The organism is Vibrio sp. 970 (genome assembly GCF_033339075.1).
On sequence record NZ_JAWOTW010000003.1, the window covers coordinates 60,800 to 79,300 of the forward strand.

Consider the following 18,501-nt stretch of genomic DNA (forward strand, 5'->3'; position numbering starts at 1 on the left):
CAATAACTAGCCATCATTCCTTCTCGATGTATCAACAAATGTTAGGGCGGCACACCAAAAACAAAGGCGAACCAAACGGTTCGCCTTTGTCGATTTAGAGACTACAAAAATTAATCTTCGTAGTTATCGATGCTTGGGCATGAACAGATTAGGTTACGGTCGCCGTATACGTTATCTACGCGGTTTACCGTTGGCCAGTACTTCCAAGATTTGGTCGCTTTAGACGGGAAGCAGCCAATCTCGCGAGAGTAAGGGCGGTCCCAATCTTCAGCTGAAAGATCAACTTGAGTGTGTGGCGCGTTAACAAGTGGGTTGTTATCCAGTGGCCATTCACCGTTTTTCACTTTCTCCATTTCTTCGCGGATAGCGATCATCGCATCACAGAAGCGGTCCAGCTCTTCTAGATCTTCCGATTCCGTTGGCTCAACCATTAGCGTGCCCGCTACAGGGAACGACATAGTTGGTGCGTGGAAACCGTAGTCCATTAGACGCTTCGCGATGTCTTCTTCGCTGATACCTGTTTCTTCTTTCAGCGGACGAATGTCGATAATACATTCGTGCGCTACGCGGCCATTTTTGCCACGGTAAAGAACAGGGTAGTGTTGGCGAAGTGTTTCCATCACGTAGTTTGCGTTCAGAATTGCTACTTTTGTTGCATCTGTTAGGCCAGGTTCGCCCATCATTGCGATGTAAGCCCAAGAGATAGGTAGGATAGAAGCGCTACCCATATCTGCTGCTGATACTGCGAAATCTGCGCCTTCTACACCGTCTTCAATATGCCCTGGTAAGAAAGGAGCTAGGTGAGATTTCACACCGATAGGACCCATACCCGGACCGCCACCACCGTGCGGGATGCAGAAGGTTTTGTGTAGGTTTAGGTGAGAAACGTCTGAACCGATGAAGCCTGGTGATGTTAGACCAACCTGCGCGTTCATGTTAGCGCCGTCTAGGTAAACCTGACCGCCAGCGGCATGAACCATTTCACACACTTCTTTCACTTTCTCTTCGTAAACGCCGTGCGTAGAAGGGTAAGTGATCATAATGCTTGATAGGTTGTCTTTGTGTTTCTCGATTTTCGCTGCTAGGTCGTCGATGTCGATGTTGCCTTCTTCATCACACTTAACCACAACCACTTTCATTGACACCATAGATGCTGTCGCAGGGTTAGTACCGTGCGCAGAGCTTGGGATCAAACATACGTTGCGGTGACCTTCGCCACGGCTTTCGTGGTAGCGTTGAATCGCGATAAGACCTGCGTACTCACCCGATGCACCAGAGTTTGGTTGTAGTGAGAATGCGTCATAGCCAGTGATTTCACATAGCTTTTCTTTAAGATCTTTTGCGAGTGCTGCGTAACCAGCTGCTTGTTCTGCTGGTGCGAACGGGTGGATCGAACCAAACTCAGGCCAAGTTACTGGAATCATCTCTGCTGCTGCGTTCAGCTTCATCGTACAGCTGCCCAGTGGGATCATGCCGTGCGTGAGTGAGAAGTCTTTGTTCTCTAGCTGTTTTAGGTAACGCATCATCTGTGTTTCGCTGTGGTGCGTGTTAAACACAGGGTGTGTTAGATATTCTGTTGTGCGGCGCAATGCTTCTGGAATGGCTGCAAACTCGTTGCCTGCGATTTCAGTTGATAGTGCTGCGACTTCTTCTTTCACACCGAATACTGCGAATAGGGCTTCTACATCTGCCACGGTTGTGGTTTCGTCGAAGCTCACACCTAGCTGAGTACCCAACTTACGTAGGTTGATGTCTGCGGCTAGTGCTTTCGCGTATAGGTCTTCAGTTTGTGCACCTGTGTTGATAGTGATGGTGTCGAAGAAGCTGTTGTGAGCAAGCTCGAAGCCGCCTTTAGTTAGGCCAGCGGCTAGGATGGCTGTCATGTGGTGCGTACGACGAGCAATCGTGCGTAGACCTTCTGCGCCGTGGTAAACCGCGTAGAAAGACGCCATGTTCGCTAGCAGTGCTTGAGCAGTACAGATGTTTGATGTCGCTTTTTCACGACGGATGTGCTGTTCACGCGTTTGCATTGCCATGCGCAGTGCTTGGTTGCCGTTAGTATCGATAGAAACACCGATAACGCGACCAGGCATTGTACGCTTGTGCTTATCACGCGTTGCCATGAAAGCAGCGTGTGGACCGCCGTAACCCATCGGCACGCCAAAACGTTGTGCTGAACCGATTGCTACGTCTGCGCCCATTTCACCTGCAGGTTTAAGTAGGGTAGAAGCAAGAAGGTCCGTTGCTACAGTCACTAGTGTTTTGTTTGCTTGCGCTTTAGCGATGATGTCCGTTAGGTCACGAACTTCACCTGTTGTACTTGGGTATTGAACTAGTGCGCCGAACACGTCTTGCTCTGGTAGTGATTCTAAAGAACCAACCAAGACTTCAAAGCCGATGAATTTCGCACGAGTTTTTACCACTTCGATGGTTTGTGGGTGAACGTCGTCAGCAACGAAGAATACGTTGCTCTTGCTTTTACCCGCACGCTTACAAAGTGTCATCGCTTCTGCTGCTGCCGTTGCTTCATCGAGCAATGACGCGTTCGCGATTTCCATACCAGTAAGATCCATCACCATTTGTTGGTAGTTTAGAAGTGCTTCTAAACGACCTTGTGAGATCTCTGGTTGGTAAGGGGTGTAAGCAGTGTACCAGCCCGGGTTTTCCATCACGTTGCGTAGAATCACATTCGGCGTGAAGGTGTTGTAGTAACCCTGACCAATGAATGTACGTTTAACTTGGTTCTGATCGGCGAACTTACGCATTGCTGCCAGCATGTCTGCTTCGCTTTTCGCTTCTGCCAAGCTCATTGGTTGCTCTAGGCGAATTTGTGCTGGTACGGTTTCGTCGATAAGCGAATCTAGGCTAACTGCGTTGATCGCTTCCAACATTTTCTGTTGGTCAGATTTGTTTGGTCCATTGTGGCGAGCAACGAACTCGTTTTGTGTGCTGAGGCTTTGAAGTAATTCAGTCATTGTCCTTTACCTACTCCTTGGTTCGGGTAACGGATTTGCGTTACTGATAAATTAAATTATACGTCCGAACCTAGAAAAAAAGCTGTTCTCTAAACAGGTTAGGGAACAGCTTTCGTCACATCCTAATTACTCTTCTTCGATAGAGTTTAGGTATTCGTCTGCGTCTTTCAGGTTATCTAGTTCAGATACATCAGACATCTTCACTTTTACGATCCAGCCACCTTCGTACGGCTCTTCGTTAATTAGCTCTGGGCTGTCTTCTAGTTCTTCATTGATTTCTACGATTTCACCAGTGATTGGTGCGTAGATGTCTGACGCTGCTTTTACAGATTCAACGAGAGAGAAGCTTTCACCTGCTTCAACTTCGTCTTCTACGTCTGGTAGGTCAACGAATACCACGTCACCTAGCATTTCTTGTGCATGCTCAGAAATACCAATTGTTACTGTGCCGTCACCGTTGTCACGTACCCACTCGTGGCTATCTGCAAACTTCAGTGTTTTGTCCATTGCTTAATCTCCGAATAACTTGTCAGGAATTATTATGATTTCAAAAAAATCGTTTACTGGTATAGAGGAAAGCGACTGCAAAGTTCTTTTACTTCTTTGCGAACGCGTTTTTCAACTTCTGCGTCACCTTCAGGGTTGTTCACTAAACCGTCCAGTACGTCACCAATCCAATTACCGATGAGTTTGAATTCTTCAGCGCCAAAGCCGCGGCTTGTACCCGCAGGCGTTCCTAAACGGATGCCCGATGTAATCATAGGCTTCTCTGTATCGAATGGGATGCCATTTTTGTTACATGTGATCCCAGCACGCTCTAGAGCTTCTTCTGCTTTATTGCCTTTCAACCCTTTCGGACGAAGGTCAACCAGCATTAGGTGCGTGTCTGTGCCACCAGTTACGATGTCGCAACCGCGAGTTTGCAATACTTCCGCTAGGACTTTTGCGTTATTGATCACCGAATCAATATAAGTTTTAAATTCAGGGCCAAGCGCTTCACCAAATGCGACCGCTTTGGCTGCGATAACGTGCATCAGTGGGCCACCTTGTAGGCCAGGGAATACGGCTGAGTTGATTTTCTTAATGATGTCTTCGTGGTTAGTAAGAATCATACCGCCGCGAGGGCCACGCAATGTTTTGTGTGTTGTAGTCGTAACAACGTGTGCGTGTGGCAGTGGGCTAGGGTGTGCGCCTGTTGCGATAAGACCAGCGATGTGCGCCATGTCGACCATAAGAATTGCATTTACTTCGTCTGCGATTTCACGGAATTTTGCAAAGTCGATAGTACGTGGAATAGCGCTACCACCTGCGATGATCATTTTAGGTTGGTGCTCAAGTGCAAGCTCACGAACATCTTCGTAGTTAATTTCTAGTGTTTCGCGATCAACACCGTATTGAACTGCATTAAACCATTTACCAGAAAGTGCAGGGCGTGCGCCGTGCGTCAGGTGACCACCTGCGTCTAAAGACATACCAAGAATGGTGTCACCAGGTTGAAGCAGTGCCAGTTTTACTGCGCCGTTTGCTTGCGCGCCTGAGTGTGGTTGAACGTTTGCGTATTCACAATTAAAAAGTTTTTTTGCGCGTTCGATAGCAATGGCTTCCACTGTATCTACGTGCTCACAACCACCATAGTAACGGCGACCTGGGTAACCTTCAGCGTATTTGTTTGTTAGGCATGTGCCTTGAGCTTGCATTACCGCTTTAGAAACAATGTTCTCTGAAGCGATAAGTTCGATTTGTTCGTTTTGGCGAGCGGATTCCGCTTGAATTCCAGCAAAGACAGCATCATCTGTCGCAGAGAGGTTGGTAGAGAAAAAGTTTTCCAAGCTGTGGTTAGGGTAACTCTTATTCATGGTAGTTGACCTTCCAAATCTGAAAATGAACCCGCAATAGATGAGTTATGATTTGCGGTTGTGGTTCATTTGTCCTCAAAAACAGCTGAACTGCGTAGCAGAACAGAGTGAACATCCGGCCCTAAATTTGGGCAAAAACTCCGTTGGATTGCGTGTTTCCTTTACCAATCTCTTACGGAAATATGCATCTCTACATCTAACAAGTTGGTAACATAGCGCCTGTGACGGGAACAATCAACCAAAAATTTCCTATAGGAAACAAGATTTCAAAATTTGTTAACAAGAGCACGCTTTAATTCACTTGGTGGACTTCTATCCACTATGTGCTTCATGCACAATGCGAGTAAGACAAAAAATATGGATATCTATAGAGGGATTTATGGCAGAAAGTATTTACGATGAATACCCATCGATGACGTTGGCAAAAGAGCAACATGACCAAAATATCGAGCCGTTAAAACTGGGCCAGCGTATTAAGGATATCCGCTCGAAACTCGGTATCACATTAGAAGAGGCCAGTCAGCGAACCGGGCTTGCTCGATCTACACTGAGCAAAATAGAAAATGAGCAGATCTCCCCGACGTTTCAAGCGATGCAAAAATTGGCACTTGGCTTACAAATTGACATGCCACAACTCTTTGAGCCACCTAGAAAAAAGGTAGCGACAGGGCGTAGGGATGTTACCAAGAAGAATGAAGGTAAACCACACCCAACACAAACTTATGAACATGAACTGCTCGCGACACAACTTTCCAATAAGAAAATGATGCCGTTTAAGAGCCAAATTCGAGCTCGTAGTTTTGATGAATATAAAGACTGGGTTCGTCATGATGGCGAAGAATTTCTGCTTATCTTATCTGGTGAGGTCATGTTCTATTCTGAGTTTTACGAACCTGTTGTTTTAAGCGAGGGAGACAGCGTTTATTACGATGCAAATATGGGACATATGTTGACCAGTGTTAGCGAGGAAGATGCGCTCATTTTGTGGGTGACAGCCAAATAGTGATAAATACTTGTAAATTTCCTATAGTGAAAGCAAACGATTGCTGTTGGTGGTCGTTATGATGAAAAGGCGCTTTTTTGATGAGAACTTGCTCATTAAAGCGCTTTTTTTGTACGATTTGTTGTGATTAAAATGTTAAGAGTCACACTTTTGCAAGTCGATCTACGTCTTGTTCGTGCAAAATAGAATGAGCCATGTTTATTATTGGAAACACATCGAATGCCGATAGCATTCTCGGGTCTATCTAAATGGAGACGAAAATGACTCAAGAACTACTGAAAACACCACTACACGCACTTCACGTTGAAGTTGGTGCCAAAATGGTCCCGTTCGCGGGTTACGATATGCCTGTTCAGTATCCTCTAGGCGTAAAGAAGGAACACTTACATACTCGTGATGCGGCAGGTCTGTTTGACGTTTCTCACATGGGACAGCTTCGCCTAATTGGTGACGGTGCAGCTGCGTTCCTAGAAACATTAGTTCCAGTGGATATTGTGGATCTTGAGTCTGGTAAACAGCGTTACGCTTTTTTCACTAATGAAGGGGGCGGCATCATGGACGACTTGATGGTGGCTAACCTAGGCGATCATCTGTTTGTGGTTGTGAACGCAGCATGTAAAGCGCAAGATATCGCACACCTACAAGCGCATTTACCATCTGGTGTTGAGCTAGAAATTATCGAAGACCGAGCTCTACTTGCAATCCAAGGCCCTAAAGCGGCGGCTGTATTGGCGCGTTTTGCACCAGAAGTTTCTGAAATGCTGTTCATGGATATTCGTAAAGTCGATATTTTAGGCGCCGAGTGCATTGTTTCTCGTAGTGGTTATACAGGCGAAGACGGTTACGAAATCTCGGTTCCTGCTGACAAAGCGGAAGAGCTAGCACGTAAACTGACTGCGGAAGATGAAGTTGAATGGATTGGCCTTGGTGCTCGTGATTCACTTCGTCTTGAGTGTGGCCTTTGTCTATACGGTCATGACCTAGACACAACAACAACACCTGTTGAAGCGAGCTTGCTATGGGGTATCCAAAAAATTCGTCGTATTGGTGGTGAACGTGAAGGTGGTTTCCCTGGCGCAGACATTATTCTTAAGCAGATTGAGACTAAAGATGTGGCGCGTAAGCGTGTGGGTCTAGTAGGTCAAACCAAAGCGCCAGTGCGTGAAGGTGTTGAACTGTTTGATGCTGACGGCGTTAAAATTGGCGTTGTAACCAGCGGTACGGCGGGCCCGAATGCAGGTAAGCCAGTCTCAATGGGGTATGTTCGTGCGGATTTGGCGGCGATTGGTACTGAAGTGTTCGCTGAAGTGCGTGGCAAAATGCTACCAATGACAGTTGAAAAAATGCCGTTCGTACCACAACGCTACTACCGTGGTTAAAACGAATTGAAACAAAAATGCCGAGCTTTGTAGCTCGGCATTTTTATGTCTTCTTTTCGCTTGTTTGCTTTTAGTTTACTGCTTCATCAATAGTACAGCACATATCAATAACGATATCTTCAAGCTTTTCCGGATGAATCATCTCTTCTTTTGGGATCCCAAATTGAGAGGCCATAATGGTATTAAACAATTCCCAATGCTTGATCAGCAGTTTTTCGCGATTATCTGCAATATCCGGCCATGTTTCTTGCATCATTGGTGCGAGACTGACAGCACCATGTGCGAAGATCAACATTTGCCACTTTGATTCCCACTGATCAAATTGTGCATTAGGGTTTTCGCTGTTGTACTGCTCGAAAATTCCGGTAAATATTGCAGCGAACTCATCTTTTGACTTTAAGAAATACTGCAGCAGAGCACCGTCATCGCCTTGTCGAATGGCATCGGCGATCATCTGTACTGGGTGAGGATTGACGAGAGCAAATGCTAGCATGCGAACCATAAACAGATAAATTTTTCTATTCGAAGGTGTGTTCTCCGGCATTTCATTGATGAGTTCAGCCATATAGCACTGCATGAACTCGTCCATTGCATCGCTAACCGCTTGCCAGATTTTCTCTTTGCTGCCGAAGTGGTGACGGATCAAACTATGTGAAACACCAGCCTTTTCACTGATATTGCGCAGCGAGACACGCTCGTAACCAAGTTCACAAAACATATCTGCTGCCACTTTAAGGATCAGACACTTAGTTTGTTCTGCTGCTTCAGCACTTCTACGCCCCTGCTTTCTTTCATTCATAGTTCGAATTTTCCCGAATATTAATCACGCGCTTACTTTTACCAGAAACCGAACGCTTTGACTAATTAATTTGCTATCCACCTGGAAAATATGTTGATCAATTTCAAATTCTGCTTATACTGCACGGCTGTGTAATATATAAAACCTACGGAGAAAGCGGGTGCGAAAACAATATTTAAAGCGCACTTTAGTTGGCGCAGTGGTGACATTAAGTCTTTCTGGGATGCTAACTGGGTGTAATAAAGCCATTTCTGAGCCGTCTGAACCTTTAATCAAACCTGTAAAATTACTGGCGGTGAAAGACCTAGAACTTGAAGACTCGCACGCCTTTTTAGCGCGTATTGATGCAACACATCGCGCGCAGCTTTCTTTTCAGGTTGGTGGAGAGGTAGATGAATTACGTGTACGCATGGGTCAAAAGGTCCAAAAAGGTGAAGTGCTCGCAACGTTAGACCCTAAAGATCTTCAGCTTGCGTTAGATGCCGCTCAAGCGCAGTACGCGTTAGCGAAAACACAATGGGACCGCGCGAAAAACCTTTACGGAAAAAAACTCATTAGTACTGATGAGTACGATCAGAAAGAAACTCAATATAAAGCGGCATTGGCGAACTACGAACAAGCTAAAACCGATTTGAGCTATACCAAAATTCACGCACCGTTTGATGGCATAGTGTCATATACCTATGTCAACCCATTTCAGGTAGTAGCAGAGAAGCAGGAGATCTTGAATCTCATTGATAACACGACGTTGGATGTGTCGTTCACCTTGCCAGTAAGTTATGCGGAATCTGTATCACTTGAGTCACTGCAAAACTCCGATATGTGGGTGACGATGGATAGCGAGCCAGGAAAACGTATTCCTGGGCAATTTAAAGAAATTTCGACACAGCCAAACATCGATACCAATAGTTATGAGGCGATCGTGACCATCACTCGACCAGAAGATCGCAATTTGCTGACAGGTATGACAGGGCAGGTACACATTGCTAAACAACATGTATCGGACGCGATGACGTTACCTCAGTCTGCTTGGGTCAACAAAAATGGGACGCAAGGTGAAGTTTGGGTAATGGACAGAAGCACGCAGCAGGTCAATAAAGTCACTGTGTCACTTGACGCAGCAGGTGGTGTGAAAGCCGGGCTTGATAACAATGATTACGTTGTTATTGCTGGTGTTGAGAGACTGGTTGAAGGACAAGTGGTGAAAGCTTGGGTTCGTGAGGGAGGCATTTAATGAAACGTTCTCTACTTACGATCTCTGCGATTGCACTTGCAGTTTTAACAGGGTGCAAAAATGAAAACCAAGCTATCGTCGAGCAGCCACTTTTTGTGTCGACTATCTCGGTGGATGCACCAGTACAAAGTCAACATCGCGCGTTCAAAGGCATAGTAGTGCCTGCAGAGCAAACGCCAATGGCATTTCGCCGCGCTGGGGAAGTTCAGCACGTATTGGTTAAAGCGGGTGACGTTGTGAAGCAGGGGCAAATGATCGCAAAGCTAGATGATAGTAAAGAGAAGCAAGCCGTGAATGACGCAGAAGCACAATACACACTTGCAATTCGTCAGCTTAAACGCGGTGAAGACTTGCATGCACGTCAAATGATTTCAAAAGCGGAACTTGATGAGCTAACCGCCAATAAAGAGCTAGCTGAGGCTACTTTCTATAACGCGACCAATCAATTGAATTACACCCGTTTATTCGCCCCGTTCGCCGGTAAAGTATCTGATGTTTTCAAAGAACGTTTTGAGCGTGTGGCAATTGGTGAACCCGTGTTAAACCTATACCAAAACGATTTGGTTTACGTGCGTATTGAGCTTTCCGACAATGTTTTAGCGATGGTAGACCCAAACTCAGACAGCATGAGCTACAAGCCTAAAGCAACCTTCTCCGGCATCGATGGCAGATTTGCTTTGGACTATTTAGAGCACACAAGTGAACCCAACGCTGAAACTCAAACCTACGAAATGTACTTGACGATGCCACAGCCAAAAACAGAGATATTGCCGGGAACCAGCGTAAGCGTTTTGGTCGATATGGTGAAGGCGGGCATTACCTCTATCGATGGTTACAGTGTGCCTGTCACGGCGCTTCAAGCAGGCAGTGAAGGGAATGAGTTCTTTGTGTGGAAAAAAGAAGGTGACATTGTCACACGGGTGCCTGTCATGATTTCTCAAGTGAATGGCAATGGAGCCATTGTGTCGTCAGGTGTTAGCCAGGGCGATATTCTGATTAATTCAAATCTGCGTAAATTACGCGAAGGTAAACATGTGGATGTTGTGGAGAATAACCAATAATGAACATTGCTGAGTATTCAATAAAAAACAAAGTCATCAGCTGGTTGTTCATTATTATCCTTGCTGTTGGTGGTTTAACGTCATTTTTGGAGCTGGGACGATTAGAAGACCCGGCATTTACGATCAAAGATGCCATGATCATCTCAACATACCCTGGCGCGACGTCAAAAGAAGTTGAAGAAGAGCTGACGTATCCTCTAGAAAAAGAGATTCGAAAACTCCCTTATATCGACAAAATTACCTCTACGTCTTCTAATGGTATGTCTCAAATAACGGTGAGCATGGAAATGGACTATGGTCCTGATGAACTGCCGCAAATTTGGGATGAAATGCGCCGTAAAATTAATGATTTACGACCATCATTGCCTCAAGGTGTTCAGTCTTTACAGATCATTGATGATTTCGGTGACGTTTATGGCGTGATGTTAATGCTCACTGGTGACGATTACGACTATGTAGAGCTGAAACGTTATGCGGATTACCTGACCCGTGAAATCGAGCTTGTTGATGGTGTTGGTAAGGTAGACATCACGGGCGATCAGCAAGAAATGCTATTCGTTGAGATCTCACTTGATCGCCTTGCTGCACTGAACTTAGACATGAATGTGGTTTCGAGCTTGTTGAACCAGCAAAACAATGTGGTTTCAGCAGGGGAAGTGATGGTCAATGGCGAAAGCCTTGTTATTCGCCCAAGCGGCACCTTAAACACTGTAGAAGCACTAGAAAATCTGATCATTCATGGCCGTGACACAGGAAATCTAATTCGTCTAAAAGACGTAGCAACGATTTCTCGCGGTATTCAAGAGAAGCCAGGCAACGTCGTACTCTTTAACGGTCAAAAAGCGATTAATATCGGTATCTCGTTTGCATCGGGTGTGAACGTGGTTGAGGTTGGTGAACGTTTGGATGCGGAGCTCGCGAGCCTTGAGTCTATCAAGCCTGCTGGCATCGATATGAACTACTTTTACAACCAAGCCAATGAGGTGGATGAATCTGTTAAAGCGTTTGTAATTAGTCTAGCGGAGGCAGTGGCGATCGTAATCATTGTGTTGCTGTTTACTATGGGTTTACGCAGTGGTGTCATCATTGGAGTTGTGTTGTTATTGACGGTATTTGGTACCTTCATTTTGATGAATTACAACAACATCGAACTGCATCGTATTTCTCTTGGCGCGTTAATTATTGCCTTAGGTATGCTGGTTGATAACGCGATTGTTGTCGTGGAAGGCATATTGGTTGGCCTAAAGAAAGGGCGTACCAAAGTTCAAGCGGCTGTCGATATTGTAAAGCAAACACAATGGCCTTTGCTGGGCGCGACTGTTATTGCAATTACGGCTTTTGCACCTATCGGCTTGTCGCAAGATGCGACAGGTGAGTTCATGGGCTCTCTATTCTGGGTGCTGTGTTTCTCACTATTTTTAAGCTGGATTACCGCTATTACACTGACGCCTTTCCTTGCCGATCTTTTGTTGAAAGAGGAAAACAAAGAGCAAGGTACTAGCGAAGATGATCCTTATAAAGGCTGGTTGTTTGTCGTATTTGGGGCATCGCTGAAATTTGCATTGCGATTCCGCTGGCTTACCGTTGCTGGCATGGTGGCGCTATTAGTGGGTGCTGTCGTGGCATTTGGTAATGTAAAACAGCAGTTCTTCCCACCATCGAATACGCCGATGTTCTACGTGGATATGTGGATGCCAGAGGGTACTGACATCCGTGAAACGATCAAAAAAGCTGAAGAGGTCGAAAGCTACATTCGTCAGCAAGATGATATTGACTTTGTTTCTGCTTCGATTGGGCAGGGCCTACAGCGTTTTGCTTTAACCTATCAACCAGAAAAAAGTTACGAAGCGTACGCTCAGTTCCAAGTTCGCGCGACTGATCGTGAGAAAATGTTTGGTTTACTGCATAAGTTAGATGAGAATCTGGCGAAAACATTTGATGCGCCTACGTTCCAGTTTAAATTGATGGAATTTGGTCCATCACCAGCGTCTAAGATCGAAGCGCGTATTACTGGCCCTGATCCACAAGTTTTACGTGACTTGGCGGTGCAAGTTGAAGACATCCTTCATACCGATCCTGGTGCCCGAAACATTCGTCACGATTGGCGAGAGCGCACCAAGGAACTTGTACCCGTTTTCAATGAGTCTAAAGCTCGTCGCTTAGGTATTTCGAAAGAAGATCTTTCAAGCACACTGCAAATGGCGTTTGGTGGTAGCACCTTAGGTTACTTGCGTGATGGTACACATACGTTGCCAATTATGACACGCCTTCCTGAGGAAGAACGCGTAGATTTTGAATCACTACAAAACGTGACCATTTGGAGTCCTTCGTTGCAAACGTATATTCCGGTTGATCAAGTGATTGATGGCGTTCAACTGGATTGGAGTGAGCCGCTAATTCAGCGTCGTGACCGTAAGCGTACGTTAACCGTTCTCGCGGACCATGATGTGTTGAGTGACGACACGGCAGCAAGCTTATTTGCTCGTGTACAGCCTAAAGTGATGGCATTACATGTTCCAGAAGGGTACGAAATCACATGGGGTGGTGAGTACGAATCATCCAAAGATGCACAAGAAGGCCTATTCGGTTCATTGCCGATGGGTTACTTGTTGATGTTCATCATTACTATTTTACTGTTTAACTCAATCAAAAAGCCGTTGGTCATTTGGTTCACCGTTCCGTTAGCGATCATTGGCGTTGCTTTTGGTTTGCTTACCACGAACATGCCGTTCAGTTTTACAGCATTCCTTGGTTTGTTAAGCCTAAGTGGCATGATTTTGAAAAACGGTATTGTGTTGCTTGACCAAATTAACCTTGAGTTGGAGTCAGGTAAAGATCCTTACCTCGCGATTGTCGATAGTGCGATAAGCCGCGTTCGTCCGGTAAGTATGGCTGCGCTAACGACTATCTTGGGGATGATTCCACTGGTCTTCGATGCCTTCTTTGGCTCGATGGCAATAACGATTATGGCAGGTCTTGGTTTTGCTACTGTACTGACACTGATAGTGGTGCCAGTGATGTTTGCAATTCTGTTTAGGGTAAAACCGACCACTGCATAGGGACTCCTGGCTATTTGCCAGCTTCCTGCCTAGCCCTGAAGGTTTTCTTCGGGGCTTTTTTGATCTTACTAATATATACCAAACCATTCATTTGCTTGATTCTAATGATTTTCTTACGATTACAATGCAAATCATGCGTATACTGATGTAACGACACATCAAAGATTGAGATTACATGAATAAGCGCATATTAAACGGACTCTTCTTCGTTGGTTCTTTCACCTTGGTTGGCTGCACCGCGACGGATAGCATGCCGACAGAAACCAAACAACCTGCCCCTAAAGTCAACAGTGTTAGTGCTGAAGTCATTTCCAGTTGGATTGATAGTAAGGTTTTAGCCCCTGAAGGGCTGTCGCTCGAGCAAGACAATCTACGTTATCTATCGGGTAGCGCCGACCTAAACAGCGACGGCAAGGCAGAACACATAGTGTTGCTTCAAGATCGCTATTTCTGTGGTAGTGGTGGCTGCTCTGCATATATGTTTGATAATGAGGGAAACGTTATTAATCGAATGTCGGTAACTCGCACGCCTATTGTACTAGCCGACAGTTACAGTAATGGTTGGCAGGACTTTATCGTTTGGAGTAATGGCTCATATCGACTCATGAGTTACAACGGTGAGTCTTATCCAAGTAACCCGTCACTAGAGCCAAAGGTGGATCGAGACGCTAACCAGCAGGCGGCAATCGCAAATGTAATGGCGACAGAGCTTTATCAGCAAGACGGCTATGACATTCTGCCCGCAGAGTCAAAAACCTTGTGGACGCCAGCTAACGTTTACCACTTTACCTTCAAGCACTACGGTGATCCGCATAGCGCTTATCAAGCAACGGTGGATATGAGCAGTGGGGAAGTAGACATTGTAGCCGTTCCGGCTGCGGAATAAAAAACACCTCCCTTAACCGGAATTAAAGGGAGGTGCTAAATGCCAAATTCGAGGGTGGCATTGTTAACCGGAGTCGCTCTAATTAAGCTGCGACTTCTTGCTTCGCTTCTGCTTTGCTTTTTAAGAATGCGTAAGTAAAGCCAGTTACCGCTGTACCCGCTGCAATAGCCACTAAATACATTAATACTGGTGAAATTGCGTTAGGAATTAGCAGCACGAATAGACCGCCGTGTGGTGCCATTAATTTCGCACCGAATAGCATCGATAGGGCACCAGTAAGCGCGCCACCTGCCATACAAGATGGAATCACGCGCATTGGATCTTTCGCAGCAAATGGAATTGCGCCTTCAGAGATGAAACACAGGCCCAAGACAAATGATGCTTTACCAGCCTCACGTTCATTTTGTTCAAATTTGTTCTTCGCAATGAAGGTCGCTAAACCCATACCTAGCGCAGGAACCATACCTGCGGCCATGATTGCCGCCATTGGTGCGTAAGTTTGTGAAGCCAGAAGGCCAACACCAAATGCGTAAGCGGCTTTGTTTACCGGGCCTCCTAGGTCGAAGCACATCATTGCGCCAAGGATAATACCCAGTAGTACTGCACTGTCAGAACCCATGTTGTTTAGGAAGTCAGTCAGGCCGTTCATGATGCCTGAAACTGGGCCGCCTACGATGTAGATCATGACAAGGCCAGTGAACAATGTTGCTACAAATGGAATGATCAGAATTGGTTTAAGCGCTTCCATCGATTGTGGGAGTTTTACTTTGTCCGCAAGGAGCTTCGCTGCATAACCGGCAATGAAGCCAGCTGCGATACCACCTAGGAAACCAGCACCCGTTGAACTTGCTAGCATACCGCCAACAAGACCAGGAGCCAGACCCGGACGGTCAGCAATTGAGAACGCGATGTAACCAGCAAGTACAGGAATCATCAATGCGAATGCAGAGCCACCACCAATGTTCATCAAGGCTGCTGCTAGTGTGCCTTCTTCTTTAAATGCTTCAATACCGAACACGAAAGATAGAGCGATGATCAAACCACCTGCAACGACGACAGGAAGCATGTGCGAAACACCCGTCATTAGGTGTTTGTAAGCGCCTTTTTTCTCTTCGGTGGAAGATGAAGAGTTAGCTGAACCAGAATGTTGATACACCGTGGCTTGCTCGAATGCTTTGTCCATCTCTTCGGCTGTTTTCTTCAGAGCTGGACCTGTTTTCGTGCGGTACATCTTTTTGCCGTTAAAGCGATCAAGTGGCACTTCAATATCCGCAGCAATGATCACCAGATCGGCGTCTGCAATTTCTTGCTCAGTCAGTTGGTTTTTAGCGCCAACTGAACCACGAGTTTCCACCTTGATTTGATGGCCACGACGCTTGCCTTCTTCTTCTAAAGCTTCTGCCGCCATAAAGGTATGCGCAACGCCAGTAGGGCATGCCGTGATTGCAACAATCTTCTTTGATGCTGATGTTGTATCTGTAGTGATAGGGGCTGCAAGTGTGGTTGCTTTTTCAAGTAAAGTGGCGTTTTCAACCGCTTGCTGGAGAAACGCAGTTGCGTCTTTTGCTACTTCGCTAATTTCCGCTTGGTAAACCTTTTTTCCTACAAAACGAGAAGTGTCGACGCTAGTATTTGCCGCAATGACAATGACTTCTGCTTGTTCAACGTCAGCTTCCGTCAATAGTGTTGGTTCAACCACACTTGATTGACATTCTATTTTGGCATTCCAGTTTAATTTTGCGGCGGCTTGTTCTAGTAATCCTGCCGCAAGGATGCTATTTGCTACACCGCTCGGACAGGCAGTAATAATGGCAATATTCATACGATAACCTTCTGTTCCTTAGTTTTGTTCTAAGTTTGTAATAGGGTAAAGCGCGCTAACTTCAGTTTGTCGCTTGATATTTTCCAGTTCTTCCTGACTGGTTAGCCCTACGCCAACTTGACTAACTGCCAAAGCAGAAAGTGCCGTAGCGAAGCGCAATAAATCGTTTTTAGGCATCAGTTGCATGTGGCCCCAACACAAGCCAGCGACCAGCGTATCGCCTGCGCCAACGGTGCTCACTACATTCATTCGAGGCGGCTTTGCACTAAGCCATTCGCCTTGGTTGAGCCACATAACACCGTCAGGTCCCATAGAAACCACGATGTTTTCTATGCCCTTGTCGCTCAGTGTTTGCGCAGCAGCTTGGCATTGTTCAGGCGTTTCTAGATGTTCGCCAACAAAATCACCAAGTTCTTCATCGTTAGGTTTAATTAACCATGGGTGAGCCTCAATACCTGACTTCAATGCGGCTTTGCTACTGTCGAACAACACCTTTTTGCCTTGTTGATGCAGTGCTTCTATCCATGCAGCGCATTGTTCGGCGGTTACGCCTCCAGGTAAGCTACCTGCAAGTACAAAGTAATCATGCGTCTCCGCTAGACGAAATAGTGTCTCCTCAAAGCGAGTAATTTCGTCGGCCGCTACTTGAACGCCAGGGAAGTTGATATCACTGACGTTGCCATTGGCCTCAACCAGCTTAACGTTGATACGAGTGGCACCCTTTACTTCCACAAATTCATTCTTAACGTTGATGTCATTGAAAAGCTGATGAAATAGCTCTGGGTTATCTTTACCGAGAAAGCCGGTAACCGTGACGTCTGCGCCTAAATCGCTCAATACTTTTGCTACGTTGACACCTTTACCAGCAGCGTGGAGATTGCTTTGCTGTACTAAGCTCACGGAACCAACGTTTAGTTCATTTACTGAACCTGTTAAATCCAATGCTGGGTTGAGCGTAATAGTGACAACCTTATTTGTTTTGTTTGTCATATCGGATCCTTAACCTTCACCAAGGCCAGAAGCGATTGCATTTCCGATAGACTCCAAGGCTTGCGGGGCATCAGGGCCTTCTGCTGTAAATTGAAGTTGGTGACCGTGCTTAACGCCCAGCGCGATGACTTTCATTAGGCTCTTCGCGTTTACTGCTTTTCCATCTCCGTCTAGGTTGGCAACACGTATAGTGGATTCAAACTTTTTCGCTTCTGCGACTAACATTGCCCCCGGACGAGCATGTAGGCCGTGAGAGTTTTTGATTTTAAATACAGCGGTATTGCCTTCTTCTGAAGATGCGGCTGTGACTTCTTCACCTTTGAACAAAGCAAGAATCTGTTCTACTGATGCATCTAAAAGCTTGCCGTGTTCATTGTTAAACACAATATTAGAAAGCGTTTTTAGGATAGGTTGGTGAGCATTGTTACATGCTGCGAACGCGACAAGTGCACGCACTTTTTGACCTTCATATTCGCAGTCGTTTGCCGTCGAGACAAATGACACACCTGTGCGAGTGACATGTTTGTCACTGCCAATTAACCACAGGCCATTACCTAAGTGAGTTGGTTGTTTGGTAACGAGATCGGCAACGAATTCGTTATCAGCACATCCCGTATTTTTCAACAGACCACCTGCAACAGCACTCATCTGTAGCATGTCGCTCGCAGGGAACATCAGTTGAATTAAAGAAGCGTCAAAGTCTGCTTCAAGCTGAACATCACCGTGCAGTAGGGCGATGATTTCGTCTTCATTTTTTGCATTACGCAGACGCTCTTCTACGCCATCTGCGCCTAGCACTTTGGTGAGCTGTTTAAGAATGCCAAGGTGTTCATCAGATTTAGCTGCGATACCGATAGCGACGAACACAGTATTGCCATCACCCCAGTCGACACCTTGTGGGAAGTGATGCACAGCAACACCCGTTGTTTTCACCATTGCACGAGTGTCGGTTGTACCGTGCGGGATGGCGATACCGTTCCCCAAAAACGTAGAGTTTTGGTTTTCACGGTTTAGCATGCCTTCAACGTAACCGCGTTCAACTAGGCCTTTATCAGTCAGGCTATGAGCAATACTCTTTATTGCTTCAAACTTATCTGTCGCTGATTGCGAGAGGGTAATGTCGTTCTTATTTAGCTTAAGCATGGTGCTTCTCCAGCCTTAAGGTATCAATTTAAAAATGTATTCTGTGTGAGAAGTTGAACGCCGCTTCTTCTGAGCGCTTATCACTCCTCAAACCTTTTATCTTTCAAGCTAAATCGATTCAGCTTGTTGGTAAATTTTTTAAAAGACTCAGAAAAACTGTTTTAAAAACTGACGTTAACAAACGAGCCTTTGCCGCTGTCCTATAGCCTAGCTCACAAATTGGTTTGTTGCGTGTTCGGGTGATTTACGTCAATTTTTAAGTTTTGCTGAATCCTTTCAGCTTTTATACTGAAT

The 18,501-nt window shown here is 45.8% G+C and carries 13 protein-coding genes; 6 read left to right on the forward strand and 7 right to left on the reverse strand.

The features are described from left to right. Nucleotides 1-110 precede the first annotated feature (110 nt). The 3 genes from gcvP to R7Q11_RS05185 all read right to left on the reverse strand — a co-directional run bounded on the left by gcvP (nt 111) and on the right by R7Q11_RS05185 (nt 4,831). The gene (gene gcvP / locus R7Q11_RS05175; protein ID WP_042520777.1) at nt 111-2,975 is read right to left on the reverse strand and encodes an aminomethyl-transferring glycine dehydrogenase; all 2,865 of its coding nucleotides are present in this window, start codon (nt 2,973-2,975) and stop codon (nt 111-113) included. 126 nt (nt 2,976-3,101) lie between these two features. After that, nucleotides 3,102-3,482, reverse strand: coding sequence for a glycine cleavage system protein GcvH (gene gcvH, locus R7Q11_RS05180; RefSeq protein WP_005376432.1), 381 nt, complete (start codon nt 3,480-3,482; stop codon nt 3,102-3,104). A 53-nt stretch (nt 3,483-3,535) separates the two neighbouring features. Next, the gene (locus R7Q11_RS05185; protein ID WP_005376430.1) at nt 3,536-4,831 is read right to left on the reverse strand and encodes a serine hydroxymethyltransferase; all 1,296 of its coding nucleotides are present in this window, start codon (nt 4,829-4,831) and stop codon (nt 3,536-3,538) included. A gap of 379 nt (nt 4,832-5,210) precedes the next feature. Here R7Q11_RS05185 and R7Q11_RS05190 point away from each other — a divergent pair, with 379 nt between their 5' ends. After that, nucleotides 5,211-5,834 carry a helix-turn-helix domain-containing protein gene (locus tag R7Q11_RS05190; RefSeq protein ID WP_005376429.1) on the forward strand — a complete coding sequence of 208 codons (624 nt, stop codon included), beginning with the start codon at nt 5,211-5,213 and terminating at the stop codon, nt 5,832-5,834. 260 nt (nt 5,835-6,094) lie between these two features. Then, nucleotides 6,095-7,213: a glycine cleavage system aminomethyltransferase GcvT gene (gene gcvT, locus R7Q11_RS05195; protein ID WP_225466252.1), complete on the forward strand. Its 1,119-nt coding sequence runs from the start codon at nt 6,095-6,097 to the stop codon at nt 7,211-7,213. Between the two features lie 70 nt (nt 7,214-7,283). Here the strand turns inward: gcvT and vdeR are convergent, their stop codons facing one another. After that, a complete protein-coding gene (gene vdeR / locus R7Q11_RS05200) occupies nt 7,284-8,012 on the reverse strand; it encodes an efflux transporter transcriptional repressor VdeR (RefSeq protein WP_005376423.1) in 729 nt (242 codons plus the stop codon). Between the two features lie 160 nt (nt 8,013-8,172). Between vdeR and R7Q11_RS05205 the strand changes: the two genes are divergently transcribed. The 4 genes from R7Q11_RS05205 to R7Q11_RS05220 all read left to right on the forward strand — a co-directional run bounded on the left by R7Q11_RS05205 (nt 8,173) and on the right by R7Q11_RS05220 (nt 14,252). Next, nucleotides 8,173-9,246 (forward strand): efflux RND transporter periplasmic adaptor subunit, encoded by a 1,074-nt coding sequence (locus R7Q11_RS05205; protein ID WP_017820965.1) that lies wholly within the window; start codon nt 8,173-8,175, stop codon nt 9,244-9,246. Then, entirely contained in the window at nt 9,246-10,307 is a 1,062-nt protein-coding gene (locus tag R7Q11_RS05210) for an efflux RND transporter periplasmic adaptor subunit (protein WP_182016999.1), read from the forward strand. Before R7Q11_RS05205 ends, R7Q11_RS05210 begins: the two co-directional genes overlap by 1 nt. Next, the gene (locus R7Q11_RS05215) at nt 10,307-13,366 is read left to right on the forward strand and encodes an efflux RND transporter permease subunit (RefSeq protein WP_005376413.1); all 3,060 of its coding nucleotides are present in this window, start codon (nt 10,307-10,309) and stop codon (nt 13,364-13,366) included. Before R7Q11_RS05210 ends, R7Q11_RS05215 begins: the two co-directional genes overlap by 1 nt. 175 nt (nt 13,367-13,541) lie before the next feature. Continuing rightward, nucleotides 13,542-14,252 carry a hypothetical protein gene (locus R7Q11_RS05220; protein WP_005376411.1) on the forward strand — a complete coding sequence of 237 codons (711 nt, stop codon included), beginning with the start codon at nt 13,542-13,544 and terminating at the stop codon, nt 14,250-14,252. 82 nt (nt 14,253-14,334) lie between these two features. Here the strand turns inward: R7Q11_RS05220 and fruA are convergent, their stop codons facing one another. From fruA to fruB, 3 genes are read right to left on the reverse strand one after another with little or no spacing between them, the layout of a single operon-like run. Further along, nucleotides 14,335-16,074 (reverse strand): PTS fructose transporter subunit IIBC, encoded by a 1,740-nt coding sequence (gene fruA, locus R7Q11_RS05225; RefSeq protein ID WP_005376409.1) that lies wholly within the window; start codon nt 16,072-16,074, stop codon nt 14,335-14,337. Between the two features lie 18 nt (nt 16,075-16,092). Beyond that, nucleotides 16,093-17,064, reverse strand: coding sequence for a 1-phosphofructokinase (gene pfkB, locus R7Q11_RS05230; RefSeq protein WP_225466253.1), 972 nt, complete (start codon nt 17,062-17,064; stop codon nt 16,093-16,095). 9 nt (nt 17,065-17,073) lie between these two features. Further along, a complete protein-coding gene (gene fruB, locus R7Q11_RS05235) occupies nt 17,074-18,207 on the reverse strand; it encodes a fused PTS fructose transporter subunit IIA/HPr protein (RefSeq protein WP_085569054.1) in 1,134 nt (377 codons plus the stop codon). Nucleotides 18,208-18,501: the final 294 nt, after the last annotated feature.

Excerpts from the sequence above, each read along its gene's own strand:
- pfkB (WP_225466253.1), bottom strand. The coding sequence starts at position 17,064 with ATGACAAACAAAACAAATAAGGTTGTCACTATTACGCTCAACCCAGCA.
- R7Q11_RS05210 (WP_182016999.1), top strand. The coding sequence starts at position 9,246 with ATGAAACGTTCTCTACTTACGATCTCTGCGATTGCACTTGCAGTTTTA.
- fruB (WP_085569054.1), bottom strand. The coding sequence starts at position 18,207 with ATGCTTAAGCTAAATAAGAACGACATTACCCTCTCGCAATCAGCGACA.
- R7Q11_RS05190 (WP_005376429.1), top strand. The coding sequence starts at position 5,211 with ATGGCAGAAAGTATTTACGATGAATACCCATCGATGACGTTGGCAAAA.
- fruA (WP_005376409.1), bottom strand. The coding sequence starts at position 16,074 with ATGAATATTGCCATTATTACTGCCTGTCCGAGCGGTGTAGCAAATAGC.
- R7Q11_RS05185 (WP_005376430.1), bottom strand. The coding sequence starts at position 4,831 with ATGAATAAGAGTTACCCTAACCACAGCTTGGAAAACTTTTTCTCTACC.
- gcvH (WP_005376432.1), bottom strand. The coding sequence starts at position 3,482 with ATGGACAAAACACTGAAGTTTGCAGATAGCCACGAGTGGGTACGTGAC.
- gcvP (WP_042520777.1), bottom strand. The coding sequence starts at position 2,975 with ATGACTGAATTACTTCAAAGCCTCAGCACACAAAACGAGTTCGTTGCT.
- R7Q11_RS05215 (WP_005376413.1), top strand. The coding sequence starts at position 10,307 with ATGAACATTGCTGAGTATTCAATAAAAAACAAAGTCATCAGCTGGTTG.
- gcvT (WP_225466252.1), top strand. The coding sequence starts at position 6,095 with ATGACTCAAGAACTACTGAAAACACCACTACACGCACTTCACGTTGAA.
- vdeR (WP_005376423.1), bottom strand. The coding sequence starts at position 8,012 with ATGAATGAAAGAAAGCAGGGGCGTAGAAGTGCTGAAGCAGCAGAACAA.
- R7Q11_RS05220 (WP_005376411.1), top strand. The coding sequence starts at position 13,542 with ATGAATAAGCGCATATTAAACGGACTCTTCTTCGTTGGTTCTTTCACC.